The sequence below is a fragment of the Microcoleus sp. S13C4 genome (assembly GCF_036700865.1).
Classification (GTDB): domain Bacteria; phylum Cyanobacteriota; class Cyanobacteriia; order Cyanobacteriales; family Microcoleaceae; genus Microcoleus.
On record NZ_JAUBPS010000024.1, the window covers coordinates 62,764 to 88,695 of the forward strand.

Here is a 25,932-nt window from a genome sequence, read left to right on the forward strand (position 1 = left end):
TTCCGTCTTCTGTAAAGTAGAAAAGTACCCTTTCATCGTAATCTACGCTAAAGCTCCAAAACTCCTTAAGCCTACCGGACAATTTATGAGTTTTTAAGATTGGTTCAAACGGCTATCTGATGAACTGTTCCAGCTTTTGCCAAAGCCTAGCCTCCAAATCAGCATCGCCTTTGATCCGCTTTTTGAAAGCACGCTTGAATGAAGAACTGAAACGGACTTCCACGATTATTCATCTATCATTACTCTGAGTTCATTGATGTTAGCGAAAAATTTCAGTTCACCTTTTTGTTGTCCAATCTGCGCTGACTTAAAATTTTGATATATCTCTTCGCGACGTTCTTCCCGGAGATATTGCTTCAACAACAGTTGAAGCTCTTGCTTTTCGTCAGTAGAAAGATTTTTGATCGTCTCGACCACATCACTGAAAGTCATAACTTACAAAACCCTATTGTGCTGATTAGATTATAGCAAAAAATATCCTTTTGGTGGACTTTAGTTTCTCGTTACCAGGCTCTGCCTCGTCTTAAAAAAAGCAAAAAATCTCACTATTTACCATTTTCCAACTTCCAAGATTCAGGAAACCTCGAATAATGAAAAGCAGCCAATAACGGCTCTGATTTATGATTCCCAATCAAATCCGCCAACAATTTAGCCGTCACCGGAGCCAACAAAATGCCATTGCGGTAATGCCCCGTAGCCAATGTCAAATTCTCCCAAGCACTAGCACCCAAAATCGGCAACTCATCAGGAGTAGCCGGCCGAAATCCCCACCAAAACTCCAGAATCGGATAATTTTGTAATTCGGGATATAACTTAATCGCTCCTGCTAGCAAACTTTGGATTCCCGCAGGCGTATTTCCCGGCGTAAAATCCACGTTTTCGCTAGTTGCGCCAATAATAATTCTGCCATCTTGACGCGGCACAATATAAATCCCTGTCCCGAATAGAACGGTTTGCAGCGGCTGGATAACTTTACAATATTCTGGTACACATACTGACAGCATTTGTCCCTTTCTTGGAAAAACAGGAACATTCAATAACTGCTCAGACCAAGCACCCGCCGCCAAAACATAACGGTCTGCTTGCAATTTTCCTGCTGTTGTTTCAATGCCAACAACTCGGTTTTCCTGTCGAATAATTTCCTTTGCAGTGTCTTGAATAATCTCAATCTGCAATTCTTTGGTTGCGCTCTGCAGCGTCCGAAACAAAGCGCGGTTGTCAACTTGAGCGTCGTCAGGATACCACCAACCACCAATTACTTCTTTACCTAATCCAAACTGGTGCTGGCGAACCGCATCTCCATCCAACCATTGAGAATTAAGGTTTGACAAAAACGGCTTTTCTTGAGGCTCATTTTGACACACGGGTGCGAGAATTCCCGATCGCCAATATCCCGTTTTCAATCCGGTAATATCTTCTAGCCGTTCCACCCACGCCGGATACAGCGCGCGACTTTGCAAGCACAAATCCAGCATCGGACTGGGAGGAATTCGTTCGGCTTGCGGGGCAAGCATTCCAGCCGCAGCCCTGGCAGTCGGTGGTTTAGAATCTGCGGTAAGAACCGCGACAGATGCCCCTCGCAATTTGAGTTCAACAGCTAGCGAAAGACCAATTATTCCGCCGCCAATAATCAGAATATCTTTAGATGAATTCATTAACTTTTATATGGACTTTCTGGCTTTTTTGACCTCTCGGGTTTCTTTAGGGTAAGGTGCGCTAAGCACACCTTACAGTTAGAATTATTATGCAAGTCTTACAGATTATCTGGCAAGGCGATCGTCCTATCAGCCTTTCTTAACAAAAAATCTATCCTTGGGGGTTCCAGACAGTTTCAGATCCCTGGCCCCAGAAACCGTCATATTTTGTCACCTTAATATCGCCTAAAACCTTGGTTTGGCAGGACAAACGGCGGTTGGAGGCAGGAGAATGGGGAGGAACCGAAAGTCGGGCTTTTTCGCGCCACTGGGACTCGGAAACTTCGCCCTCGACGGTGACGGCGCAGGTGCCGCAAGTACCGAAGCCGTGGCAGTTGATGACTTTGGCGTTGCCGTTGTAGAGATCGATGCCGTTTTTGAGCAAAACTTCACGGAGATTAGAGCCGCGATCGCACTCAAATGTTTTTCCTTGCGCTTGTACCTTGACCACAGCAATTTACCCCAGTTAGATTTATGTTAATTTTCCTATATATTATCGCATTAAATTCAAATAAATTCATCTAATATGGGAAGTGATATATTACCAATTTCTCGATCGCAATTTCCCATGACAAATCGGCTCTGGATCTACGATACCACGCTGCGAGACGGTGCTCAGTGCGAGGGACTCTGCTTATCTCTCGAAGACAAACTGCGAATTGCTCGACAGTTAGACAGTTTAGGAATTCCCTTTATTGAAGGCGGCTGGCCGGGGGCGAATCCTAAAGACGTACAATTTTTTTGGCGACTCAAAGAACAGCCCCTAACTCAAGCAGAAGTTGTAGCTTTTTGTTCGACTAGGCGGCCGGGAACTACGGCAGCTAATGATGAAATGTTGCAGGCTATTTTGTCCGCCGGTACTCGCTGGGTGACGCTGTTTGGCAAGTCATGGGATTTGCACGTTATTGAAAGTTTGAAGACTACGCTCGAAGAAAATCTGGCGATGATTCGAGATACAATTGAATATTTGCGGAGTCAGGGAAGGCGCGTCATTTACGATGCGGAACACTGGTTTGACGGCTACAAACACAATCCAGATTATGCTATTAAAACTTTAGAAGTGGCGGCGGATGCGGGCGCAGAATGGCTGGTGCTTTGCGATACTAACGGGGGTACTTTACCTCACGAAGTCAGTCAGGTTGTTCGCGAGGTTTTAGAATCTTTAGGAACTAATCGCGAAAAATCCATACAATTAGGAATTCACACTCACAATGACTCGGGAGTTGCGGTTGCTAATGCTTTGGCGGCTGTGCGGGAAGGAGTGACGATGGTACAGGGAACTATTAACGGTTACGGCGAACGCTGCGGCAATGCCAATTTATGTTCATTGATTCCTAATTTTCAGCTAAAGTTGGGTCATGATTGCATTCAAGATGAGCAATTAGTTAGATTAACTCAAGTAAGTCGATCGATCAGCGAAATTGTCAACCTTGCTCCCGATGATCATGCTCCTTTTGTCGGCCTTTCGGCTTTTGCTCATAAAGGCGGAATTCATGTATCGGCTGTTGAGAAAAATCCGTTAACTTACGAACATTTGGAACCGGAAAAAATTGGCAACAGGCGACGAATTATTATTTCCGATCAAGCGGGTTTGAGCAATGTTTTGGCGAAAGCGCGCACTTTTGGCATGGATCTCGATCGCAAAAATCCTGCTTGCCGGCAAATTTTGGAAAAATTGAAAGATTTGGAAAGTCAGGGATATCAATTTGAGGGGGCTGAGGCGTCTTTTGAATTGTTAATGCGAGAGGCCTTGGGAAAACGCAAGCATTTATTTGAAATCAAAGGTTTTCAAGTTCACTGCGATAAAGGTAGGGAGGAAACAGTTAATTCTTTAGCAACGGTGAAGGTGACTGTTAACGGTCAAGATATTCTAGAATGTGCGGAAGGAAACGGGCCTGTTTCGGCACTTGATGCGGCTTTGCGGAAGGCTTTGCGGAATTTTTATCCGGCAATTACTGATTTTAACTTAACCGATTATAAGGTGCGAATTCTGGACGGATGTGCGGGAACTTCTGCTAAAACTCGCGTTTTGGTTGAGTTTAGCAACGGTCATGACCGCTGGACGACTGTGGGGGTTTCTGGTAATATTTTGGATGCTTCTTATCAGGCGGTTGTTGAAGGTTTGGAGTATGGTTTGGTGTTGGGAGATAGGGAGGCGATCGTTTTAACTGTGTCGAGTTATTAGGTTGACGGCGAAGAGAAGTTGCCTGAATATCGATGTTTAAATAGATACCAGGCGATTTCAAGAGAGGATTATACCAATTTTTTATGAGGCTGCATAGAATCAGATCCCCCCTAGCCCCCCTTATTAAGGGGGGACAAGATTCCGCTCAAAGTCCCCCTACAACCAGGGGGATTTAGGGGGATCGAGATATGTGCAACTTCACATTAAATTGGTATTAGCCAATTTAACTGTCGAGCATAAAAATCGGGCAGGAGTTATCCTAGTTGTTTGATCCAATTCATAATTGTTGTATGATGTACCCCTTTGAGTCTTTCAATTTCCCTCAAACCCATGCCATTAACATACATTTTTAGGCATTCGTCTTTCACTTCTTGAGCATAACCTCTGTGAGGTTGATAGCAGTCTATAAATTGTCTCCCACAGTTAACACACAGGTAGTTCTGCTTACCTTTTTTGCGCCCATTTTTATTGATATGAGTTGACTGACATTCAGGACATTTCATAGAAGATGACTTGTGTTAAATTGTTTTTTGTGAATGGCTATCAGACTCAATGATATCTTACTTTAGCAACGCCGATTATTTAATAATGTGGTGCGTGATGACACAATCATTTTTGCTATTGATGCTAACTCTGTATGAGGGATAAAGCCCCTCATACAGAGTTAGCAGTCTGTTTCAATCGCCATTCTACCTAAGACTACTTTTTCACCTCATTATTATTACCTTCCCCAACGATCGAGCGCATTCCTTCGAGCATCGCGGGAATGCTGCGCGGGTCCATAAACATCACCTTGCTGCTGTCGCTGGTGCCAATTTTTAGACCCATATCCAGATAGTTTTGAGCTAACAAAAATTGTAAAGCTTCCCGAGCATTGGGGTCATTTTGCAGAGTTTTGCCGATAATTTGCAAGGCCTCAGAAGTAGCTTGAGCTTTCAAAACCTGACTTTGGCGTTCTGCTTGAGCTTTCAGGACGATCGCCTTTTGTTGAGCTTCCGCTTCCAAAATAGTCGCTTTTTGGCGCGCTTCTGCATCCAGAACTTGCGCTTCAGCTTTACCTTTGGCGCTGTTAACTGCTGACTCGCGTTCGCCCTCGGATGTCAGAATTGCCGCCCGCTTGCGTCGATCGGCTGCCATCTGCAATTCCATCGATTCCTGTACCGTTTTAGAAGGGATAATATCGCGCAATTCTACCCGTGTTACTTTCACTCCCCAAGGATCAGTAACAATATCTAAATCTCTGAGCAATATTTCATTAATTTGAGAACGAGCAGTAAAGGTTTGTTCGAGATCCAGTTGACCCATTTCGGCGCGAATTTGAGTCAGCACCATATTTACCATTGCTGACTGGAGATTTTCTACTTTGTAACAGGCTTTTTCCAAGTCTACAATGCGCCAGTAAACCACAGCATCAACGGTAAAGGAAACGTTGTCGCGGGTAATACAAGCTTGGGGGGGAATATCTAAAACTTTTTCCCGAATTGTTTGCTCGTAAACAACGCGATCCATAAACGGCGTGACAAAATTCAAACCGGGTTCCAGTTTCTTGCCGTTGTATTTACCTAAAGTTTCCACCAGCGCTTCATTTCCCTGATTGATAATCTTGACGGAACCTGCGAGGGCTGAGCCGCCAAGTGCTAAAAATACAAGTAAAAAAAATTGTTCCACGGTCGCCTCCTATAAACATGGAGTGTTAACTGTTGACTGTTAAATATTGACTAATGACTGATGACTAACTACTAATTGCCTGTGATTAATTACGCATTTTTTTTAAGAATGCAAGAGGTTTTCTGGCAAAACTATTAGAGTAGTGCCTTTCCGTCCCACCACAATTACGTTTTGGTTGGGGGGGATAGTGGCGTTCGTGTCTTCGCAGCGAGCTTGCCAAGAATTCCCCTCATAAATCACTCGGCCGGCTTCTCCGGGGGGAATTTCTGTTAAAGTTTTTGCTTCCTGAGAATCTGCGATCGCCCTTGCCGTGCCTTTTGGTATCAACCGCCGAGACAGCAGCACAAAAACAGTCGAAAACACCATCCACAGGAATATTTGTAAATTAACGTAAGGTAGAACTAGAGAGCATCCAGCTACGGCGAAGGCGCTCAGTCCCATCACAAAAGCGACAAAAGCAGTCGGGAGAAATAGCTCTGCCAAACAAAGCAAAGACCCAGCTAGCAGCCAAAGGAGCGTGGGAGTCCAGATCATAAAAAGAATAGGTGATACTATTTAGATCTTAGATTGGAAATTTAAGGTTTAAGAAATGCCAACAACTGACTGTACAAGGGTTTGCCACTTGCTGGCCCTCAGAGCGATTTTTCGCGCCACGGTATCAGGTTGAGGCTTCTACCGTACTCTAAGTCAGAGTTTAGTAACTTAAATTACAATTTAAGCCGGTGCAGACTGGCAGAAACTACAATTTCTAGGGGCCCAAAGGCAGTTAAGAAATTGATAGGGGCTAAAATCAGTTTATTCTCAAGCTCATGAATTTGAGCTTGCGAATCATATATCTTCAGAATGTTTTTACACAAACTATTTCGATATGATCAGCAGTTTCTCCGAACCCATTTATTGTCCGAATCTTAGCTGTCCCGATCCCCGCAATACCTTTGGCCGCCAGCACTGTGCAGCGTGCGAAACGGATTTAATTTATCGCTATGTGTGGGTGGTGGGACAAGCAGCCGAGGAAGTGCCGGCGGGTAAGGTAATAGCCGATCGATACTTTGTCATTGCACCCCAAATCTGGCTCGACAGCCGTCCTGCTGTGCCTCCGAGCGTCCCGGAACAACTGCCGGATACGATTATGCCTTACCTGCATTTGTATCCCCAACGGCTGCATACGCCGGAAGTATACGGTTATTGTTCGCTAGGGGAAGCACCGGAAGCGACAGAGGTGCTGTTGTTGGAAAATGTACCCATCAATAATTTCGGTCGCCTGTATCCTTCTATTTTAGAATCTTGGTCTGGGACAAGCGCCGCGCGCCAAGTTTACTGGCTGTGGCAAATGCTCCAACTGTGGGCGCCGCTATCGGAACAGGGAGTCGCTTCGAGTTTGCTGATACCGGAAAATTTGCGGGTGGAAGGTTGGCGGGTACGCCTGCTGGAACTGCACCGGGGCAATTTTGTACCGACGCTGCGGGATTTGGGAGATGTGTGGTCAGGTTTGGTGGAATCAGCGCAACCCGAGGTGCAGTCGAAACTCGGAGAGATTTGTCAGTTTATGCGCCGCAGCAGCATGAATTTCGACGCGATCGCCCTGGAACTCAACGATTTACTATTAGAACAAGCCGTTAAATTGCCTCTACATTTAGAAGTAGTCGGCATGACTGATACCGGGCCGCAGCGCTCCCAAAATGAAGACAGTTGCTATCCGACTGCTGCTGATTTTCAATCTAGCAAAACTTCAGGCGGTGAGAAACTAATTCCTTACTTGACAATGGTTTGCGACGGGGTTGGAGGCCACGAAGGAGGAGAAGTTGCCAGTCAATTAGCCGTGCAATCCCTGAAAGCTTTAATCCAAAATTTGCTCGCAGAAATTGCTGAACAAGAAGAATTGATGACGCCAGCAATGGTCATCAAGCAACTCGAAGAAATAGTCAGAGTTGTGAATAATGTGATTTCCGCTCAAAATAACGAGCAGGGAAAAGAGTTGCGACAGCGGATGGGGACGACTTTGGTGATGGCCCTCCAGTTGCCTCAAAAAGTGAAAATTTCCGAGGATTTGCCCTCGAATAACAGTCACGAACTTTATTTAGTCAATGTTGGAGACAGCCGGGCTTATTGGATTGGCAAAAATTACTGTCACCGGCTGACTGTGGACGACGACGTAGCCTCAAGGGAAGTCCAGCTAGGACATTGTTTATACTGGGAGACTCAACTGCGAGCCGATGCCGGAGCCCTGACTCAAGCTTTGGGAACGCGGGACGGCGATTTCCTGCGCCCGACGATTCACCGATTTATTGTCGAAGAGGAAGGCTTACTGCTGCTGTGTTCCGACGGTTTGAGCGACAACGACTGGGTAGAGAAATCTTGGGAGAATTACGGCCCAGAGGTGCTCGATGGCAAAATGTCTTTGGAAGCCGCAGTTCAGTCTTGGATTCGTCTCGCCAACGAGAAAAACGGTTATGACAACACCTCTGTGGTGGTGACTCACTGTCGGATGTCGCCGGAGAGATTGGTACTGTTTGATCCGGCGGTGGCCTCAGCGCCGGTGTCAGCGCCGGTGTCAGCTTCGGTGTCGCTGCCGCCGTCCCTCCCGGCCTCCCTCAAGAAGTCGGGGAGGATTCCAGAATCTCAGCTTTCAGAATCGTCCAAACAGTTGTTGTACCCCGAAACTTCCCCCGCCCCGGAACCCGTTCAAAAACGGCGATCCAAGCTGCCGCTGGCCCTACTGGGGCTGTTGGGGCTGATATTAGCCGGCGGCGGTTTAGGTTTGTGGGTGCGTAGCCTCCAAAGCCCCCAGGCCGAACCCGCACAACTTCCGCCACCGCCGGAAACTTCCGCCCCAAGTCCTTCGGAGAGTCCCTCGCCCGGGGCCGAGAGTCCCTCGCCGTCGCCAGAATCAACTCCTTCGGAGAGTCCCTCGTCCGGGGCCGAGAGTCCGTCGCCGTCGCCCGCATCGACTCCTGCGGAAATTCCCTTGCCCGAAGAAGCGACAACTCCTTCGCCATCACCGCAGTAAGGGAGATTGAATTAAGCAGAACCTTTCATAAAATGCAGATACTTTCTGGCGGCACGGCAACTCGAACGCTGTCGCCGACTTGGTATCGCTGCAAGTCATCTCTGTGCAAGTTTTGTCGGCGAAGGGCGATCGAACTTTTAGCAGTCAACCGCACCGTATAGCGCGTGTCAGTGCCAATATAAATAGCCTCTTCTACTATTCCCGGCCAGCTATTTTCAGCGTCATAATTAGCCGGATAAATAGCAGCTTTTTCGGGCCGCAGCACCAGGGTGACAACTTTCCCACTGGGCACATCTTCGGCTGTCGCAACTAACACGGCTAACTGCTGGTCAACCAACACGATTATTTTACCGTTTTGCTTTTCTACTACTCGACCACTTAAAAAATTGCTGTCGCCAATAAAATCAGCAACAAACCGCGTTTTAGGATATTCATAAATATCAACAGGCGTCCCGACTTGTTGCAGTTTTCCTCCATCCATCACTGCAATTCTGTCCGACATAGTGAGCGCTTCTTCTTGGTCGTGAGTTACATAAATAAAGGTAATTCCCAATTGGCGCTGCATTTTTTTTAATTCTAACTGCATCTCTTTACGCAATTTTAAATCCAGCGCTCCTAAAGGTTCATCCAACAGCAAAACAGACGGCTGTTTGACTAATGCCCTTGCTAGCGCTACTCGCTGCTGCTGTCCCCCTGACAGTTGGCGGGGATAGCGTTTTTCTACCTCGGTTAACTGTACTAATGCTAAGGCTTCAGCAACGCGATCGCGAATTATTTTGTGAGGTAAATTCTCCATTTCCAACCCAAAAGCGGCATTTTGTGCTACTGTCATGTGCGGAAATAAAGCATAGTTTTGAAATACCGTATTTACTGGGCGGTGAAATGGCGGGCGATTTTGCATCGGTTGGCCGTGAATGTAAATTTCGCCCGCTGTGGGAATTTCAAAACCGGCAATCATTCGCAAAGTTGTAGTTTTGCCGCAGCCGGAAGGGCCGAGTAAAGAAAAGAATTCTCGATCGTAAATTTGCAGGTTGATATTATCTACAGCTAAGAAATCTTGACTGCGGACACTTTTAAATACTTTGGAAACTTCTAAAACTTCGACAGCGTGCATTGTATTAGTATGTATTAGTTATGAGTAATAAAAATCTGAAGTCAATTCCGGTTAAATAAACATAAATTATCTAGGGGCTGGTTCATCAAAATCTCTAATAAAAAATAAAAATTTAAGTAAACCCGCCCCGGCAGAAACCTGTGTTATATCTACTTTCCAGCCCCTGCTTTAACTTCCGTCCAAGCTCGATCGTACAATGCAGTTGCTTTCCCGACATCCTGCAATAATTTCATTTTGCCAAACACCTCAGCAGGTGGGTAAATTTGAGGATTTTTCAAATCATTCGGGTCGATTAAACCTTGAGCAATTGCTGCTTTGTTGGGAGATCCGAAGTGCGTAAAATTAGAAATTTTCGCGCCTACTTCTGGCTGCAAAATAAAGTTAATAAATTTCTCCGCTAACTCTTTATGGGGCGCACCTTGGGGAATTGCCATGTTGTCAGAAAAGATAATTGTTCCTTCTTTGGGAATAGCGTAGCGGAGATTGGGATTTTCTTTCATAACTTGAAAAACATCGCCACTCCATTCCATCGTCAGATTTACTTCTCCTTGATCGAGCAGGTTTTGCCCGGTGTCGGGGACAAAAGCTGCAATGATATTTTTACTTTTAATCAGCAAATCGCGGGCTTTGTTAATCTCTTCGGGATTGGTTGTATTTGGGTCAAATCCTAAATACATTAAAACTCCTGCAAATGTGTATCTCGCATCGTCTTGCCACGCGACTTTTCCGGTATATTTAGAATCGAACATCGCCGCCCAACTGTTGATATCGCCCTTGGTTGCTTTCACGTTGTAGCCAATTCCCATCGTTCCCCACTGGTAGGGCAGGGAATATTTATTACCGGGGTCAAAAGCTTGATTGATAAACTTAGGTTCTAGGTTTTTTTGGTTGGGAATATTGTTTAAATTTAGAGGCTCAATTAAATTTTCTGCGATCATGATTTTCACCATGTAATCGGCGGGAAATATTAAGTCGTAACCGGGGTTTCCCTGTTTGAGTTTGGCATAGAGTGCGTCGCTGTTCTCGAAAGTGTCGTATTGAATTTTAACATTGTTCTCTTTCTCGAATTGGGCGATCGTTTCTGGGGCGATATAACTTGCATAATTGTAAATGCTGAGCAGTTGCTGCTGGTTGCCACCTGTGCGGCTACAGCCGAAAGCCACCGTTGCACTCATCACAAACAAAAGTAGGAAAGTCAGGAAGCGTTTCATAGGTTGTGTTAGTTGCAGACGAGAATAATTATGACACAAAAAGCAATTATTTTAACTTTTTTGAAGTTTGAGCGATGATAAAACTAGCAATAAGGAAGCCAACAACATCAAAGTTGAAATGGCATTAATTGCGGGCGTGACAGCAAATTTTATCATGCCGTAAACAAATAGTGGCAGCGTCACCGAACCGACGCCTGTGGTAAAGAATGTCACGACAAAATCGTCCAGCGACAGAGTAAAAGCCAGCAGTGCCGCGCTGAAAATAGCGGGCCAAATTAGAGGGAGAGTGATGCGCCAAAAAGTCCGCCATTCGTTAGCGCCTAAGTCAAAAGCTGCTTGTTCTAATATCGGATCGAGTTCCGCCAAACGCGCCCTGACAGTAATAGTCACAAAGGAAATATTAAAGACAATATGACCGATAATTACGGTAGGTAAGCCGAGATTGAGGCGAATTCCCGTGAGATTTTCTACGATCCGAAATACTAGGGTAAAGAAAACTAGCAGCGAAATGCCGATCGTAATTTCGGGCATGATAATCGGCAAAAACAGTAAAGCTTCTACTGCTTTGCGTCCTGGGAAATGAAATCGTTCAAGTGCTAAGGCGAGCATTGTACCAAAAATTGTCGCTAACACAGTCGAAATAGCTGCAATTAGCAAGCTGTTGTTGAGTGCAGTCAAGATTCCGGCGCTGCTGCTGCTAGCAATTCCTAGCTGTGTTCCGAGTCCGAGTGTACCTGCACCGCCGAATAAACTGCGATACCAGTCAAGGGTAAAACCGCGCCAAACGGCATTGAATCGGGAGGCGTTAAAGGAGTAAATAATTAAGATGAGAATTGGCAAGTAAAGAAAGGCAAATGCTAGTGCAGCTTGTACCCAAAGCCACTTTTTGCCGATCGCCCGCACGAGTAAATCTAGTTTGGTTTTTGTCATTAGTCAGTAGTCATTAATCATTAGCGCATCTTAACCTAAACGCAGGGTGCAACGATTCGTGTATACCTTACCTTATTAAGTTTCGTCAGACACGCGGAAGTAAATTAACACAGGAATCAATATGATTACCGTCAACAGCATAGAAAGCGCCGATCCAAAAGGCCAGTCGCGAGCTTTCATAAACTGATTTTGAATCAAATTTCCCACCATAACTGTTTTAGAACCGCCCAATATATCCGGTGTGATGAAAGCGCCGACTGCGGGAACAAAAACCAAAATAGAGCCTGCAACAATGCCACGAGTTGTTAATGGTAAAAATACGCGCCAAAAAGTGCGGATGTCATTTGCCCCTAAATCGTGAGCGGCTTCTACTAATGAAAAATTGAAGCGTTCTATGCTAGAATATAACGGCAGAACCATGAAAGGTAAATAGCCGTAAATAAGACCGATCGCCACAGCGAAAGGCGTAAAAAGCAAGCTTAACGGTTCGCTAATAATTTGCAGGCTTTGCAAGGCTGTGTTAACTACTCCTTCGCTGCGTAAGAGTATGATCCAGGCGTAGGTTCTCACTAAAAAATTAGTCCAAAATGGAATAATTACCAGCAAAAGCAAAGCATTTCGCCAGCGGGGAGAACGGGTGGCGATGAAGAATGCTAGGGGATAGCCAACTAACAAGCAAGCCGCCGTTGTCAAAAAAGCCAGCCAGAGCGATCGCCCAATTACTCCTAAGAAAAGTCCACTGAACAAACGCTGGTAGTTGCTGAGAGTAAATATCCAAGTAACACCGCCGTAAGTACCGCGTTCTAAGAAACTGTACAAAAGTACAATTATCACTGGCAAAATGAAGAAAACCATCAGCCATGCGGTAGCGGGAAATAAGAGCAGCAACAGGTTAGTCTGCTGGCGGTTTTTGACACTCATTATTTACTCAAGGGAAATTTAGCACCTAATTCAACACATTTTATATCAAATCCGGATTTTATGAATTATGTCATCATTAATAAATTATCCAGAGGTACGCAATGTCAGCAGAATCGTCAACCCCAAAAATAGTCGTCGTCGGTGCAGGATGGGCAGGTTTAGGCGCTACCTATCACCTAGCGCAGCAAGGCTATGATGTCACCCTGCTAGAAGCTGGCCCCTATCCGGGTGGCTTAGTTGCAGGGTGGAAAACCGCCGGCGGGCGTTCCGTAGAAGCAGGCATTCATGGCTTCTGGTACCCTTACAAAAATATCTTTTCCTTAGTCAAGCAATTAGGACTCAATCCCTTCACACCTTGGACTCGTTCTTGTCAGTATTCACCAGCAGGATTGGAAGTAGAATCGCCGATTTTTCAGGACGAACTGCGACTTCCCACACCGTTAGGAACCTTTCTTTACACGCGATTTAAAAGGCTGCCATTAGTCGATCGGCTTTCAGCCTTGCCTTTACTCTACGCCGTCCTAGATTTCGACAATTCCGACGAAGCTTGGCGCAGGTACGATCGCGTCACAGCCCGCGAACTATTCAAACAGTTTGGCGTTTCTGCAAGATTGTACAGGGATGCTTTTGAGCCGATGTTGTTAGTAGGCTTATTTGCACCCGGAGAACAATGTTCTGCTGCCGCAGCTTTAGGAATGCTTTATTATTTCATATTAGCACACCAACCGGATTTTGATGTAGTTTGGTGTCGCGGAACTGTGGCAGAAAAAATCTTTCGCCCCTGGGTCGATATCCTGGAAAAACTAGGCGCAAAAGTATTGACACAGCAGCGAGTTACTGACTTAATAGTTGACAGCAACAACCGAGCAACAGGCGTTGTTTGCGGCGAAAAAACATTCGAGGCAGATGCAGTTATTTTTGCAGTTGGCGTCACGGGAATGCAAAAAATTATCAGCAGCAGCCCAGCTTTGCAAAGTCGCCAAGAGTTTCGGGACGCGATGAATTTGGGTGCAGTTGACGTGTTAGCTGTTCGCCTGTGGTTTGACCGAAAAATTGACATTCCATTGCCTTCTAATGCCTGTTTTGGATTTAGTTCAACTACAGGTTGGACGTTTTTTGATTTGAATGCTTTGCACGACGAATTTCGAGACGAACCGGGAACAGTTGTCGAAGCTGACTTTTATCACGCAAATCAATTAATTCCCCTCAAAGATGAGGAAATTGTTTCTTTAGTTCAGCGGGATTTAGCGACTTGCATTCCGGCTTTTCGGGAGGCAAAAGTAATTGACAGCAGCGCGATTCGGCTGTCGCGGGCGGTGACGCATTTTGCCCCTGGCAGCTATCAGTATTTGTTGCCGGCAGTAACAAGTTATGATAATGTATTCATGAGCGGCGATTGGGTTGTGACCCGTCACGGTTCTTGGTCGCAGGAAAAGGCTTATGTTACTGGTTTGGAGGCAGCAAATTTGGTAATTTCGCGTTTTGGACTTGGGAACAAAGCGACAATTATTCCCGTGGAAGCTGACGAACCGCACATTCAAATGGGGAGAAAGATTAATCAGTTTACTCGCAGTTTGACTAAAACCTTCATTCCCGATTTTTGGCTGCCATAATTTTTAGTCAGTGGTCATTAGTCATTAGTTAATAGTTAGCGGTAAGGTGCGTCCTACTACTGCTTTGTGTAATAGTATGTCCTAGCTCACCATATGGGCTAATGACTAATGACTACTGACTACTGACTATCGCCAATAAGGCCGACCCTTCCAAAAAACTCCCACCGTAACTCCGATTAGTGCAGCTTCCGATACACTTGCTAATAATGGAGGTATGGGTAGGAATGACTTTAACACCAAACCCAAGAATACGCACAAAACTAAAACCCACAAACTAATTCGGTTGAGCAAAAATTGTTGTTGCCAATACTCTAAAAAGTACACTGCTAAAGCTCCCATTCCCACTGCTGCCGCAAAAGGTATCAATATCCCGAGGGAGGAACCGTAGAGAAGCGTCACCCCGTTGCGGATTGCCCGCGATTGCGTGAAACCCCAGGCTAAAAATAGCTCCACTCCAATCACGATGCAGTTGACGAGGGCGGCAATTTGCAGCATTTCTCGCCAAGGTAAAAGTTTTAAGCGCCGCAGAAAATTACTCACGATCGGCAGATTAGGTAGGTTGCTTTGATTTTATAACAGTTTTGCGCTGGCGATCGACCTTTGATTACAATTTGTGAAGTAAAATAAAGATATAGGGCAGTCTCTTGACAAACTAACCCAGAGCATCTGCCTGCTAGTTGTTGGAACCGTGAAAGGAAAAAAGTTATGGTGGAGAACACTGTCGATTGTGCTGTAGCTTGCGTCAATGGCTGCGTTCTGGGCGACAAGTGCCCGAAGCGGGAATACGCAGAAGCAACGTCCAACTTTATTGAAAATACTTCTCTGGATAAAATGCTAGAAATAGCAGAGGAAGCGGTGAGAAGGAAACGGACGGAACCCCCGAAATGGATAATTCCTGATTTTCCCGAATAGAATTAGCCTCCTAATTAAAAAGTGATCGCCCTTTTGAAAAGGGCGATCACTTTTTGTATTCCCTATGAAATAGCCGAGCAGGATCCATATATTTCCTGGGATAGAAGCTAAAAGCTTAAATAGCAATTACGATACCACTTAATTATAGCCATCGGCAATTACTAAAAACAATTCAGTTAAAGCCAAATGCGGACATTTTTAATTTAATTGAGTTCAAAAACAAACAGGAGCAAGTATCGTGGCACAGCAAAAAAAAGGCAAGGCAAAAACAACAGAACGCGATAATTTGGGCGAATTGCCTCAAGAAATTACCGAATCTTACGGTACCGGCGTCATCGATCAACCGGGATTGAGCCAAGACGACATAACCACCCTGCAGGACAGCAGTTCGGACTACTCTTCCACCAGTGCTCAAATCGGCGGCGAGGATGGCGATCCTGCTGCGGAACAAGAAAGTGCCACTGGCGAGCAATCGGTGGGCGGAACCGCGCCTACTCCCGACCTGGATATGGTTGACGAACTGGGAGCCGCTGCGGGCATAGAGATGGCCGATGGCGCTATTTTGAACACAACAAATATGCTTGAACATCGAGATGAAAGTCGCTGGGAATTAGACCCTAGTTCTGCGGAAGATTATCAGGAACGACCGGATTTCTAAATCTATTTTTTACAAAAAAAATAGGTATTATAATAGGAGCGGGTTCACCAGTATTTATTTATACTTTATCGGCCAAGTATTTGTAAATCCGCCCCTCATCACTTTTGCTCTCGCAACACGTATCCAACTCCCTGAGCAGTATGCAGCAGGCGTTTTGAGTTCCTTGCTTATAACTTAATCCGTAACGCACGAATATACACTTCAATAATGTTTGACTCGCTCATAAAATCGTAAGCCCAGACTTTTTCTAGAATTCGGTCGCTGCTAATCACTTGACGGGAATTTCGTAGCAGAAATTATAACAAATCAAACTTTTTGGCAGTGAGTTCAATTAGTTGACGGCCTCGATAAACTTCAGGGGTTAAACCGTTCCAAATTAGGTCTTCAAATTATAACTGGTCCGGGTCATTTGGTTGAGTTCGGCGCAGACGTGCTTTCACTCCCGTTAGGAGTTTTTCAATACTGAAAGGCTAGTAACATATAGGCTCAAAGTGATGCAGGCAATTAGTCGCTAACCGCCACTGACATTACCGCGAGCAGTTTTCATTTGCCTGAGAACAAGGTAATTGTAATTGCTCCATTGCGTAATTGAGAAAGCGGTACCTCACCCAATAGACAACTGCTATATCTTCTTATTGCTCAACATTTCCGGTGAATTACCCCTCATAAAGCGTGTTTGTATTCAGGACTTTAGCCCTCTCTATGCGGTTGAATAATCGCTATTAGTCCTGACTACAAACTTACTGTAATTAGAGCACCGGATATGATATTATGTATAGCAAAAACAGGGTTAATGAAGCCAACCCTTCTCAACAAAAAGGTGCTGTATGGAATTTAAAGATTTTCTGGCCTTGCTGCATCCTATTTTAGCTGTAGCGATTGTTTTTCCTATGCTTGGTGTTGTTCTCAATATGGCGTGGCAAACTATGCAGCGTCGCAAGCAAATTGCGATCGACACCAAGAGCAAAATTCCACCTGTAGTCGGTTCAGAACACGTCAAAGCAGGTCGAATTCTGTCAGGTTCTGTGGTAGGAGTGACGTTGTTGGGGCTAGCCTACCCGATTTTTGAGCATATTTTGAGCAAGGATGTTTGGAGCAAAAACTCGTTTCAGGTCATTTTCATTGTGCTGATGTTTGTTGCAACTATCGCCTCTTTGGTCATGCTATATCGAGCTACACCCGCTTTATGGCGCGGCATATTTGCCACCCTAACAGGTACTGGTTTGGTGATTCTTGGCACTCAAGATGGCGTTTATCGGCTAACCAATGAATGGTATTGGTCTCACTACTACATTGGCATCACCGCTGCGCTAATTATGGTTTTCTCCCTTGCCATCGTTCAAGACATTTACAAAGACAGCTCAAATCGCTGGCGCACTATCCATGTCATCTTGAACTCGATCGCTGTGCTGCTCTTTCTGGGACAGGGAATGACCGGAACCAGGGATTTATTGCAAATTCCTCTGAACTGGCAGAAACCCTATATTTATAGCTGTGATTTCGCCAATAAGACCTGCCCAAAGCCGTGAGCGATCGCATTACTTCGAGATTCCAATCTAAAATTAGTATAAATTAGACCAATAAACCCGGTTTCTGAATGTAACAAAATCCTAGTAATCACAGGAATGAGAACTAGAAACCGAGTTTATGATGCCCGGAGTGCGTCAGTTCTAATCAGTCATAAATCTTAATCATTGCGAGTCAAACCCTGAAGGCTAACTTGCAAAATCGACAAACCCAAAATTAGCAAAAACAAAACCAGCCCGATCGTACAAGCATAGCCAATTTCCAAATCCTTAAAAGCTCGTTCGTAAAGATAATAAACAACAGTCTTAGAACTATTGCGAGGCCCGCCCTGAGTCATAATATAAACTTCTTCAAAAACCTTAGTAGCAGAAATCGCCGAAATGACCGCTACCAAAACTAGATACGGCTTCATCAGCGGCACAGTAATATCCCAGTGCTTTCCCAAACCATCAGAACCATCAATAGCAGCCGCCTCATAAAGTTCAGCCGGAATAGCTTGCAGCCCTGCCAAATAAATCACCATGTAATAACCCAATCCTTTCCAGATAGTAACTGCCATAACGCTAAAGATTGCTAACTTCGGATTAGCCAGCCAAGAAACAGGAGGTAAACCCAATAATTCCCCCAACTGATTCAGCAGTCCCGTCTCAGCAAACAGCCATTTCCAAGCAATCCCGGCGACAACCATTGAAATCACCGCCGGCGTGTAGTATGCGGCTCGAAACCAGTTCATCCCCTTAAGTTTTTGGTTGCACAAAATCGCCATTCCCAACGGTAGAACAACCAATACAGGCACAACGCAGGTGAGATACAGCAGCGTATTCGTCAAAGTTTGCCAAAATGTGCGATCGCCCCACAACCTCTCAAAATTCTTCAACCCCACCCACTGCGGCATTTGAGTTAAATCATATTCGTAATTAGTAAAACTCAAATAAAAAGCTTGCACCGCCGGCCACAAAACAGTCAAACTCAAAATAAACAAAGCCGGAAGCAAAAACAAATAAGGAGTCAGGTTTCGTCGCAAGAAACTCACAGACATAAATTAGTTATTAGTTATTGGTTATTGTTTTACTCATCATACCAAATCCCGTTGAATCGGAATGATTAAACCGCGAAGACGCCAAGAGCACGAAGGAAGAACTGTATCTTTTTCTTTCTCTTCCTTCGCGTCCTTTGCGTCTTCGCGGTTCATTTAATTTTACTCAATATTGGTTATCACATAGCATTTCTCAAAGAAGTGAGGTATGCTGGCAGGCGAGAGCCTTTTTCTCAATTAGCAATTACCAATTACCAATCACCAAGCGTACCTCATTTTACTAAGAAGTGCGATATGTTATTTAACTCCAGAAAACAAAGCCTGCCAGTCTCCGGGAGAACTGGCATTTTCCCCCTCTTTCACCTCAAAAGTAACGTTGCAAGCTTGAGGTTGTTCCAAAGCCTCCACGCACAATTCTGCTATATCTTCCCGACTGACTTTGCCCCTAATATTGTCTCCTTGCTCAAATATTAAAGCTTTGCCTCCCGGTTCTTCAGTCAAAGCGCAAGGTCTGACAACAGTATAAGGTATGCCGCTCGATCGCACACAATCTTCCCCTTTCAACTTCCAAGTCAAAATCCCCCCCAACATATCATTCATCCTGACAGCAGGCGGTTCTTCTTCCAAGTTAATTCCCGGGCGGCCCGGGCGGGTAACTCCTGCCGAACTCACCATCACAAATCGCGGCAAAGTCTGTCCCCGATAAGCTTTAACAGATTCTAGTTCAAGTTGAAAAATACCCGGTGTAAATTTCGGGTTTAGCGCGCCATCATATTCAAACTTGCTCAACATTAACTGAAAAGAAAAAATACTGCTGCCATCAAATTTAGAGCCATCCTTAACAGTTTTGGCGCGGAATACTGGAATTAACTCATCAAAAGGAACAGTGATAGTAATCCAGGTATTGTAAACAGTATCAAACGAATAGCAATAGCCAATTCCATCCCATTTAGCTTCGTTGCGGACAATCAATTTGTAGCGCTTGCCGTCTCCTTTGACGCGCAGGTGGAGGCCGCTAAATCCTGTGAGATTAATCGGAGGATCGAAGTTGCGGGTACGCACCGAAGCAAAGCCGCCCGAGTTGGCAGTAGAAACATTGCCTGTGAATATAGCTGTATTGTCTGTGAGGACGATCGAACTTTCGCTAGTGCCGCCCATCACGATGTCGTCCAGGGCACCCCAAGTTTCTTTTAAATCTTGGCTGGGTTTTGTGAAGTCAAAAATTGTTTTGTCGCCTGCTTGAATTAGCTGACGGCGAACAGCTTGGACTAAATTATTAAGGCCTTTGTATTCGACTATTTCGGGAACATCCACAACTTCCGGCATATAAAATTTGATGCCTTGATAGTATTTTTCCCTGGTTGGGGTGTCTCCTTCTACTGGTTGAACTTTGGTGCCAGTGCAGCAGATAACTGCTTCCACGCCCTCGGTTACTAGCGGTGTTAGCGTCTCTGGCAGAGTGATATCTCCTTCGACTAATTCGACATTTTTGTCGAGAATTTCTGTTGCTCTTTTAGCATCTCTGACGAGGCAGCGTACTTTATATCCCCGCTGTTGTAGCCGCTTGACAACTCGCTTCCCGACGCCGCCGGTGGCACCGGCTACCAGTATCAGTTTGGGTTGGTCTTTTTTAGTTTTGCTGCTGCTTCCAAAGAGTTGTTGCAGCCAGCTAATGCTGCCAATGAAGGGAATGACGCCGAAATAAGCCAAGGTTTTGAGAAACCGGCCGGCATCCCATTGGGCGGTTTTTTTTTCAGTCATACTAGCTTCCTCTGAATTGGCTCAAATCTACTTAGCTGCTTTTGTATTTTAATCGAATTTTCGATTTTTGAATTTGGGCGATTCCCTACCATTCGGCATAGATTCGCTAGCGCGAACTTTTTTCACTTCACAATGGGTTTAGGATGAGTTTGGCTCAAGGGAATCTCAATAATCAACTCGGTTCCCTCTCCGGGGGCTGAAATGCAAGTCAATTTGCCACCGTGTTGTTCTACCGCAATTTCGTGGCTAATCGCCAAACCTATCCCCGCACCTTTGCCCACCTGTTTTGTGGTAAAAAACGGCTCAAAAATTTTATGGCGAACTTTTTCTTCCATGCCCCAACCGTTGTCCTTGATCCGAACTGCTACGGCTTTTTCTCCGGGACAAAGTTCAGTCACAATCCGAATTTGTCCGTACTTAACTGGCTCTTCTTTGTTCCCGCCGTGCGACGATAAATTATTGTTGACAAAGGCATCTTCGAGAGCATCAATTGCATTTGCCAGTACATTCATAAATACTTGGTTGATTTGAACTGCGTAACACTCAACCAAAGGCAGACAGCCATATTCTTTGATGAGATGAATTGCGGGGCGATCGGGCTTCGGTTTGAGTCTGTTGCTCAAAATCAACAAAGCGCTGTCCAATCCGTCGTGAATGTCAACTGGTTTAATCTCTGCTTCGTCAATTCTAGAGAAATTTCGCAGCGACTGAACTATCTCGCGGATGCGGTTAGCTCCTACTTTCATTGAACCCAGCAACTTCGGTAAGTCTTCAACTATAAACTCTAATTCTGCTATTTCTATTTGTGCTTGAATCTCTGGCGAACGCGACGGATAGTGCTGCTCGTAAAGCTGCAATAAATTAATCATTTTTTGACTGTATTCGTTGGCATAGCTAAGATTGCCGTAGATGAAGTTAATCGGGTTAGTGACTTCATAAGCTACCGCCGCCACCAACTGTCCCAAACTTGACATTCTTTCGCTTTGCACCAATTGAGTTTGCGCCCGCTTAAGCTCGGACATCGCTGTTTTTAAATTCGCACTTTTTTCCCGTTCTCGGGCGACTGATGCTTCTAGTGCGGTATTTAATTTTTCGAGTTTATCGACTTGGCACAGCACTATATTAATCATTGCTTTTTTCAGTTCCAATGCAGCGTCTATTTCGCATTGTTTCCAAGGCAACGATTTGTACCTCACATTTTCTTTCCACAGCTCGAAGGATTTCCGAGGAGACAGTCGAGGGTTGCCCTCTTCATCGGTTTCAAGTGGTTTGTTGGGGTTGCCCGCCCAATTTACGGTCTTAATTACTTCGGGGCGAAACCACAAAACGTATATTTTCTGAGTCGGCGATATTGCTATAGCTAAACAGCCGCTGGCCGTGTCTTTAAATTCCTCCGCTTCAGGATAGCATTTGGTGAGCGAGTCTGTATAAAAAATTTCTTTATTTAAATGCTTTTGCACCCACTGAGTTAAGTATGTGAGGGATTCTCCTTGAGGTGTTTGCCCGACTCGATAGCAATTGTCTCCAAATACTATTGCGGCTCCCTGCGCGTTGACTGCTTCTAGCAAATTATCCTGACATTTACCTAACACTTGTGACAAGTTGTCGGAGGTGGATATGTCTTCAAAAATCTTGGTTTGAATCGATTTCAAGTGTAGTTTGTAGTCGTAGTCTTCGTTTCCTTCTTTTGATTGCAGTTCTAAGGACATTACTTGCCCGATAAATTCGCAGGCGGCGCGCAATTCATAGTTGAGGTATTTTGGTGTATAATTGTGGCAAGCAATCAATCCCCACAGTTTTTTATCTTTGATTAACGAGATTGACATCGAAGCTGCAACGCCCATATTTTGCAGGTATTCTATGTGAATGGGAGACACGCTTCTCAACACGCTGAAACTGAGGTTTCGGGGCTGGGTGGTAACAACATTGTTTCCTGACACAAGGGGGACGGGTTGATAATTAATATCTGGGATTAACCTCAGCCAATTTAACGTATACAGTTGTCGGGCTTGTTTGGGGATATCTGAACTGGGGTAGTTTAATCCTAAGAAAGCACTCAGCATTTCTGCTTTGTCTTCAGCGATCACAGCGCCGTTGCCTTCGTGGTCAAATTGATAGACCATCACTCTATCAAAACCCGATATTTTTCTGACTTCTTCTACAGTTATTTGAGATAATTCCTTGAGATTTTGGGCGCTTTGAATTTTGCTGACCGTGGCTCTCACTGAATGATAAAAACTAAAAACAGAAAGATTTTCGGGGCTGGTGGCTAATTCCAACTCGACCATCAATACTTCTTCTACTCGGTGGAGGATGCAGTCAAATTCTAAATATTTACCTTTGTTTATGACCGAGAGTTTAATGGGATTAACGGTTTTTAAGTTTTCATTACACAAACAAAGCTTGAGTTTTTTTAGTTGAACTCGATTGAAGAATAAGCTCAAATTTCGACCGATCGCACTTTCGGGATCTACTCCTAACAAATCTTGCGTGTTTTTGCTGACTTGCAGTATTTCTAGTTCAGGTTCTCGTACAACAAGTAGCACTCCGTGTGGCTGAATGTGCCCCGATATATGAATAGGTTCTCTGTCGCAGTTGGTCAAGTCAACTTCTTCAAGTGCGGGAATTGTGATTTGTTGATCCATTTTCTTTATCTTCCGCTGTAAAGTTTCTAAATGGTGCTATTGATTTTATATACGAGATTAAATTAGCTTTTCCCTAAAAATATCATATTGTTCGATCGCCTAACAGCTTGAGCCCTTGATGGAAGCTGACCATCAATCATCCGATAATCAGCGAGTCCAAAATGATTGAGTCGAAAATTAGCCTACCGTTGTGTTGCTGCTGCACCTGCGCGGGTCTTCTAGATATTTAACGGACTTGGAGCTTCTATAGGTTCGCTCCCAGATGTTAATTATGGCAGCAATTGTTGTCATTCTTCAAGTATGTTTAATATTTTTTCACATATATTAAATTTGTGGTATAATTTTGCCAGCATAACAAGGGGGAGAAAACTGTGCCTTCAGACCGGCCTACTTACTGAAATATTAAGTTAAAGTAAGGGTGACAAGCTCTGAAAGTCAAGTCACGCTAAGCTCTTTAAGTATACCCAACAGGCCCGACAATTAGACTGATGATCGACTTCAATACAGTTATCGAGTTTTCTCATACCCACTGCATAGCTATCTGTGCCTTTTTAGTTCCGGCAAACTTGCTGACTACTTTGCAGACAGTGATTTTGACAGGAATAAACCGACCTCGAATGCAAATTTGGGCGTCTGTAATGGTCGCCAGCCTTTGGGCTACAGCAATGATATTTCACGTTTTTAGCTGGTTCGCGATCGGGGTAGTAATGCCTCCGACATACATCTTGTTAGTGATGGGAATCACTTGTCTGACAATCAATGTCTGGGCGATCGCTCATCCTGCAAGCATGATGCAATTAATTCGAGTGGCGGTATCAGTTTTTACGGGAGCTTTCAGAAGGAAGAAGGATTTAGTTCTCTAGAAACTCAAAAAAATGGCAGGGGTTAATGTGAAAGGTGTGAGGGAAAATATTGGTTTCAGGAGAAAGTTTTTCTGGTGCCAAATCGTACTTCCCAGGGCTGAGTTTTCAGCGGTTATTCCGGTTCGCGATCGCGACAATCTTCTGTTTCCGGGCCGCGGGGATGGATCGTGCAATTGAGCAGGTAGCCGCCGTCGCTTCTGCCGTAATAGTAGCGACATCCGACGCAAATTGCGGGAGGTTCGATCGCACTTTGGTAAACCGGATAATCCGCAGTCGCCAGCAGCGAAAAGTCGCGCTGCGTCTGAACAGTCCCGATAATAGCGCCGGAGAGTTCGACACCTTGGCGGATGTTTTCGATCCTAGTGTAAGGGGGTAGGTAAATGTCAATACAAAGGCGTATGCCCTGGCTATCCTGCTCGTGGCGGGTAATAGTGCCTCCCAGCAAACCGACGCGCGAAGCAATGGCGGAGGAAAATTCGCTCAGGGAGGTGCAGTAACCGGAGAAAACGTGAATATGTTCGTCCGTAGTAGCTCTCACAGTCAGGCGAGTGGGAATTCGCAATCTCAGGTAAGCGTCGAGTTCGTCAAAAACCGGTTCGGCGAGGGAGAGCATTTGGTTTGCGTCTTCGTGGTTGAGCCCAAAACCCTTAGAAACCTTGGACACGAGGGCTACTAAAATATCAAAAACTTCGGTTAAGAGCGATTGTAGCCTGCTATCAATGGCGATCGGACATTCTCTGAGCAGTTTTAAATAATCCTCCAAACGATGAGCAATGCGCTGAATGCTGCTAAATCCGAGCATAGCTGCTCCCCCCTTAATCGAGTGCGAGGCTCGGATGAGCTGGTGTATTCTTTGGGGAGCTGACACGGTATTTTGCAGATCTGGCAAGCCTTGTTCGATAATTTGGATCTGTTCTGTGGCTTCTTCGATAAAGTAGCCGATGATCCGCTGTAGTTGTTCTGGCAGCATAATTTTATTCTCCGAAAGGCACCCGAGTATCATTAGTCCATTAGTCATTAGTGATGAGTCAGACATTTGATAGTTTGGAACCAATATTTAAGCGACGAGTTATTTTTGTTTTTAAGCCCTAATCTGTTTTATTCTGACTCACGGCAACAGTAGTGGCAATGTTGAAAAATGTTAACTCTTAACTGTTGACAGTAATTTTTTTTGCTCCGACGGTAGCGGTTGCTACCCCCAACAGCAGCACCGCAGCACCTGCGAGTACCGCCGGCGCCGGCACTTCCCCAAACAGCAAATAACCCAACCAACTCGCCCCAACCGGTTCAAACAAGATGGCAAGAGTTACCAGAGTTGGGGAAATCTGCACTACGGCCCAGTTCAAAATGGTGTGGCCGACTAACTGAGGCAAAGCGGCCGTTAACAAAATATAAAAATATACAATGTCTGGGTAATTAGTATAAGTAGTGCCGAAGGCGAAGGGGAGAGGCAGCAGGACGATCGCAGCAACAGTATAGGCGATCGCGATATAGCCACCAATTCCCAGTCCCCGCCGCTGAGCTTCCCGGCCCAGCAGCAAATACAAGCTGACAGCCCAGGAACCAGTCAGAGCCAGGAAATCGCCAAGCAGTTGGCTACTGCCAGCATTAGCTGCGCCCGCGCTTCCCAGAGCGATCGCCATTCCCCCAGCAAGCGCTATAGTAATGCCAGCGATCGATATTTTGCTGAGTTTTTCCCCGAACCAGAAGCGCGACAACAGCGCTACCCACACAGGATTAGTGGTGACAAGAGCAGTCGAGGCGGCGATCGAAGTATAAGAAAGTGAGGTAATCCAGAGGGCAAAGTGCAGGGCGAGACACAAACCCGCAGCAGCAGCATAGCGCCGAGCTCCCGGTTGCAGGGCGTTCCACTGAATTTTCCGCCAAGCCGGAACCAGAATTAAAGCAGATAAAGTCAGGCGAGAGGCCGCGAGTACCAGACTGAAACCCAAACCGCCCGCCCCTGCTGAAAAGTTAGCCAGCCGAATTAAGATTGAGGAAGTTGAGACGGCTAAAACGCCGATAATTAACACTAGGGCGATCGACCAATTAGGTGCTTGTTTCGGAAGATTCATTTTGGGGATAATTGGTAATTAGTAACTGCCTAAAGTAATAGACCTCTTGCGAAAGTCTCAGGCGATCTCTAATTTAGTCTTTAAAGAAAGTTCATAATTATAAATGCCAGCG

General features: G+C 45.2%; 23 protein-coding genes and 1 pseudogene. 7 read left to right on the plus strand and 17 right to left on the minus strand.

Annotated features, from left to right (window positions below; translation table 11 throughout):
* Positions 1-225 precede the first annotated feature (225 nt).
* The 3 genes from QT996_RS12650 to QT996_RS12660 form a co-directional block, all read right to left on the minus strand.
* On the minus strand, positions 226-432 hold the full coding sequence (locus QT996_RS12650; RefSeq protein ID WP_333046891.1) for a hypothetical protein: 207 nt from the start codon (positions 430-432) through the stop codon (positions 226-228).
* Positions 433-545: 113 nt separating this feature from the next.
* Complete coding sequence (gene thiO, locus QT996_RS12655) at positions 546-1,655, minus strand: glycine oxidase ThiO (RefSeq protein ID WP_333046892.1); 1,110 nt, start codon at positions 1,653-1,655, stop codon at positions 546-548.
* A gap of 151 nt (positions 1,656-1,806) precedes the next feature.
* Positions 1,807-2,145: a 2Fe-2S iron-sulfur cluster-binding protein gene (locus QT996_RS12660; RefSeq protein WP_333046893.1), complete on the minus strand. Its 339-nt coding sequence runs from the start codon at positions 2,143-2,145 to the stop codon at positions 1,807-1,809.
* 117 nt (positions 2,146-2,262) lie between these two features.
* On the opposite strand from QT996_RS12660, the gene cimA reads away from it, so the two are divergent.
* Entirely contained in the window at positions 2,263-3,879 is a 1,617-nt protein-coding gene (gene cimA / locus QT996_RS12665; protein ID WP_333046894.1) for a citramalate synthase, read from the plus strand.
* Positions 3,880-4,136: 257 nt separating this feature from the next.
* Here the strand turns inward: cimA and QT996_RS12670 are convergent.
* From QT996_RS12670 to QT996_RS12680, 3 genes and pseudogenes are all read right to left on the minus strand, one after another.
* Positions 4,137-4,382, minus strand: a pseudogene (locus QT996_RS12670) (IS1/IS1595 family N-terminal zinc-binding domain-containing protein); the annotation flags it as partial.
* Positions 4,383-4,578: 196 nt separating this feature from the next.
* Entirely contained in the window at positions 4,579-5,547 is a 969-nt protein-coding gene (locus QT996_RS12675) for an SPFH domain-containing protein (RefSeq protein WP_333046895.1), read from the minus strand.
* 102 nt (positions 5,548-5,649) lie between these two features.
* Complete coding sequence (locus QT996_RS12680) at positions 5,650-6,081, minus strand: NfeD family protein (protein WP_333046896.1); 432 nt, start codon at positions 6,079-6,081, stop codon at positions 5,650-5,652.
* Positions 6,082-6,415: 334 nt separating this feature from the next.
* On the opposite strand from QT996_RS12680, the gene QT996_RS12685 reads away from it, so the two are divergent.
* Positions 6,416-8,554, plus strand: a complete 2,139-nt coding sequence (locus tag QT996_RS12685; RefSeq protein ID WP_333046897.1) for a protein phosphatase 2C domain-containing protein — start codon at positions 6,416-6,418, stop codon at positions 8,552-8,554.
* A 25-nt stretch (positions 8,555-8,579) separates the two neighbouring features.
* Here QT996_RS12685 and QT996_RS12690 read toward each other — a convergent pair whose 3' ends face one another.
* The 4 genes from QT996_RS12690 to QT996_RS12705 all read right to left on the minus strand — a co-directional run bounded on the left by QT996_RS12690 (position 8,580) and on the right by QT996_RS12705 (position 12,730).
* Positions 8,580-9,668 carry an ABC transporter ATP-binding protein gene (locus QT996_RS12690; protein WP_333046898.1) on the minus strand — a complete coding sequence of 363 codons (1,089 nt, stop codon included), beginning with the start codon at positions 9,666-9,668 and terminating at the stop codon, positions 8,580-8,582.
* 149 nt (positions 9,669-9,817) lie between these two features.
* Positions 9,818-10,879 (minus strand): spermidine/putrescine ABC transporter substrate-binding protein, encoded by a 1,062-nt coding sequence (locus QT996_RS12695; RefSeq protein WP_333046899.1) that lies wholly within the window; start codon positions 10,877-10,879, stop codon positions 9,818-9,820.
* Between the two features lie 51 nt (positions 10,880-10,930).
* Positions 10,931-11,809 (minus strand): ABC transporter permease, encoded by an 879-nt coding sequence (locus tag QT996_RS12700; RefSeq protein ID WP_333046901.1) that lies wholly within the window; start codon positions 11,807-11,809, stop codon positions 10,931-10,933.
* A 75-nt stretch (positions 11,810-11,884) separates the two neighbouring features.
* Positions 11,885-12,730: an ABC transporter permease gene (locus QT996_RS12705; protein WP_333046902.1), complete on the minus strand. Its 846-nt coding sequence runs from the start codon at positions 12,728-12,730 to the stop codon at positions 11,885-11,887.
* A gap of 101 nt (positions 12,731-12,831) precedes the next feature.
* On the opposite strand from QT996_RS12705, the gene QT996_RS12710 reads away from it, so the two are divergent.
* The gene (locus QT996_RS12710) at positions 12,832-14,343 is read left to right on the plus strand and encodes an FAD-dependent oxidoreductase (RefSeq protein ID WP_333046904.1); all 1,512 of its coding nucleotides are present in this window, start codon (positions 12,832-12,834) and stop codon (positions 14,341-14,343) included.
* Between the two features lie 126 nt (positions 14,344-14,469).
* Here the strand turns inward: QT996_RS12710 and QT996_RS12715 are convergent, their stop codons facing one another.
* Complete coding sequence (locus QT996_RS12715; protein ID WP_333046905.1) at positions 14,470-14,883, minus strand: peptide chain release factor 1; 414 nt, start codon at positions 14,881-14,883, stop codon at positions 14,470-14,472.
* A 165-nt stretch (positions 14,884-15,048) separates the two neighbouring features.
* On the opposite strand from QT996_RS12715, the gene QT996_RS12720 reads away from it, so the two are divergent.
* Both QT996_RS12720 and QT996_RS12725 read left to right on the plus strand, forming a co-directional pair.
* Positions 15,049-15,255: a hypothetical protein gene (locus tag QT996_RS12720; RefSeq protein WP_190740439.1), complete on the plus strand. Its 207-nt coding sequence runs from the start codon at positions 15,049-15,051 to the stop codon at positions 15,253-15,255.
* Between the two features lie 238 nt (positions 15,256-15,493).
* Positions 15,494-15,913 (plus strand): DUF6335 family protein, encoded by a 420-nt coding sequence (locus QT996_RS12725; RefSeq protein WP_333046906.1) that lies wholly within the window; start codon positions 15,494-15,496, stop codon positions 15,911-15,913.
* A gap of 167 nt (positions 15,914-16,080) precedes the next feature.
* Here QT996_RS12725 and QT996_RS12730 read toward each other — a convergent pair whose 3' ends face one another.
* Positions 16,081-16,206 carry a winged helix-turn-helix domain-containing protein gene (locus QT996_RS12730; RefSeq protein WP_445304564.1) on the minus strand — a complete coding sequence of 42 codons (126 nt, stop codon included), beginning with the start codon at positions 16,204-16,206 and terminating at the stop codon, positions 16,081-16,083.
* 534 nt (positions 16,207-16,740) lie between these two features.
* On the opposite strand from QT996_RS12730, the gene QT996_RS12735 reads away from it, so the two are divergent.
* The gene (locus QT996_RS12735) at positions 16,741-17,442 is read left to right on the plus strand and encodes a DUF4079 domain-containing protein (protein WP_333046909.1); all 702 of its coding nucleotides are present in this window, start codon (positions 16,741-16,743) and stop codon (positions 17,440-17,442) included.
* A 158-nt stretch (positions 17,443-17,600) separates the two neighbouring features.
* Here the strand turns inward: QT996_RS12735 and QT996_RS12740 are convergent, their stop codons facing one another.
* The 3 genes from QT996_RS12740 to QT996_RS12750 form a co-directional block, all read right to left on the minus strand.
* Positions 17,601-18,479 carry a sugar ABC transporter permease gene (locus tag QT996_RS12740; protein ID WP_333046911.1) on the minus strand — a complete coding sequence of 293 codons (879 nt, stop codon included), beginning with the start codon at positions 18,477-18,479 and terminating at the stop codon, positions 17,601-17,603.
* A gap of 294 nt (positions 18,480-18,773) precedes the next feature.
* On the minus strand, positions 18,774-20,237 hold the full coding sequence (locus QT996_RS12745; RefSeq protein ID WP_333046914.1) for a CIA30 family protein: 1,464 nt from the start codon (positions 20,235-20,237) through the stop codon (positions 18,774-18,776).
* A 122-nt stretch (positions 20,238-20,359) separates the two neighbouring features.
* A complete protein-coding gene (locus QT996_RS12750) occupies positions 20,360-22,882 on the minus strand; it encodes an ATP-binding protein (protein WP_333046916.1) in 2,523 nt (840 codons plus the stop codon).
* Positions 22,883-23,370: 488 nt separating this feature from the next.
* Between QT996_RS12750 and QT996_RS12755 the strand changes: the two genes are divergently transcribed.
* Positions 23,371-23,745, plus strand: coding sequence for a hypothetical protein (locus QT996_RS12755; protein ID WP_333046917.1), 375 nt, complete (start codon positions 23,371-23,373; stop codon positions 23,743-23,745).
* A 112-nt stretch (positions 23,746-23,857) separates the two neighbouring features.
* Here the strand turns inward: QT996_RS12755 and QT996_RS12760 are convergent, their stop codons facing one another.
* Together QT996_RS12760 and QT996_RS12765 are read right to left on the minus strand one after the other, a co-directional pair.
* Positions 23,858-24,715: an Hpt domain-containing protein gene (locus QT996_RS12760; protein ID WP_333046919.1), complete on the minus strand. Its 858-nt coding sequence runs from the start codon at positions 24,713-24,715 to the stop codon at positions 23,858-23,860.
* A gap of 178 nt (positions 24,716-24,893) precedes the next feature.
* Positions 24,894-25,820: a DMT family transporter gene (locus QT996_RS12765; RefSeq protein WP_333046921.1), complete on the minus strand. Its 927-nt coding sequence runs from the start codon at positions 25,818-25,820 to the stop codon at positions 24,894-24,896.
* Between the last annotated feature and the right edge of the window lie 112 nt (positions 25,821-25,932).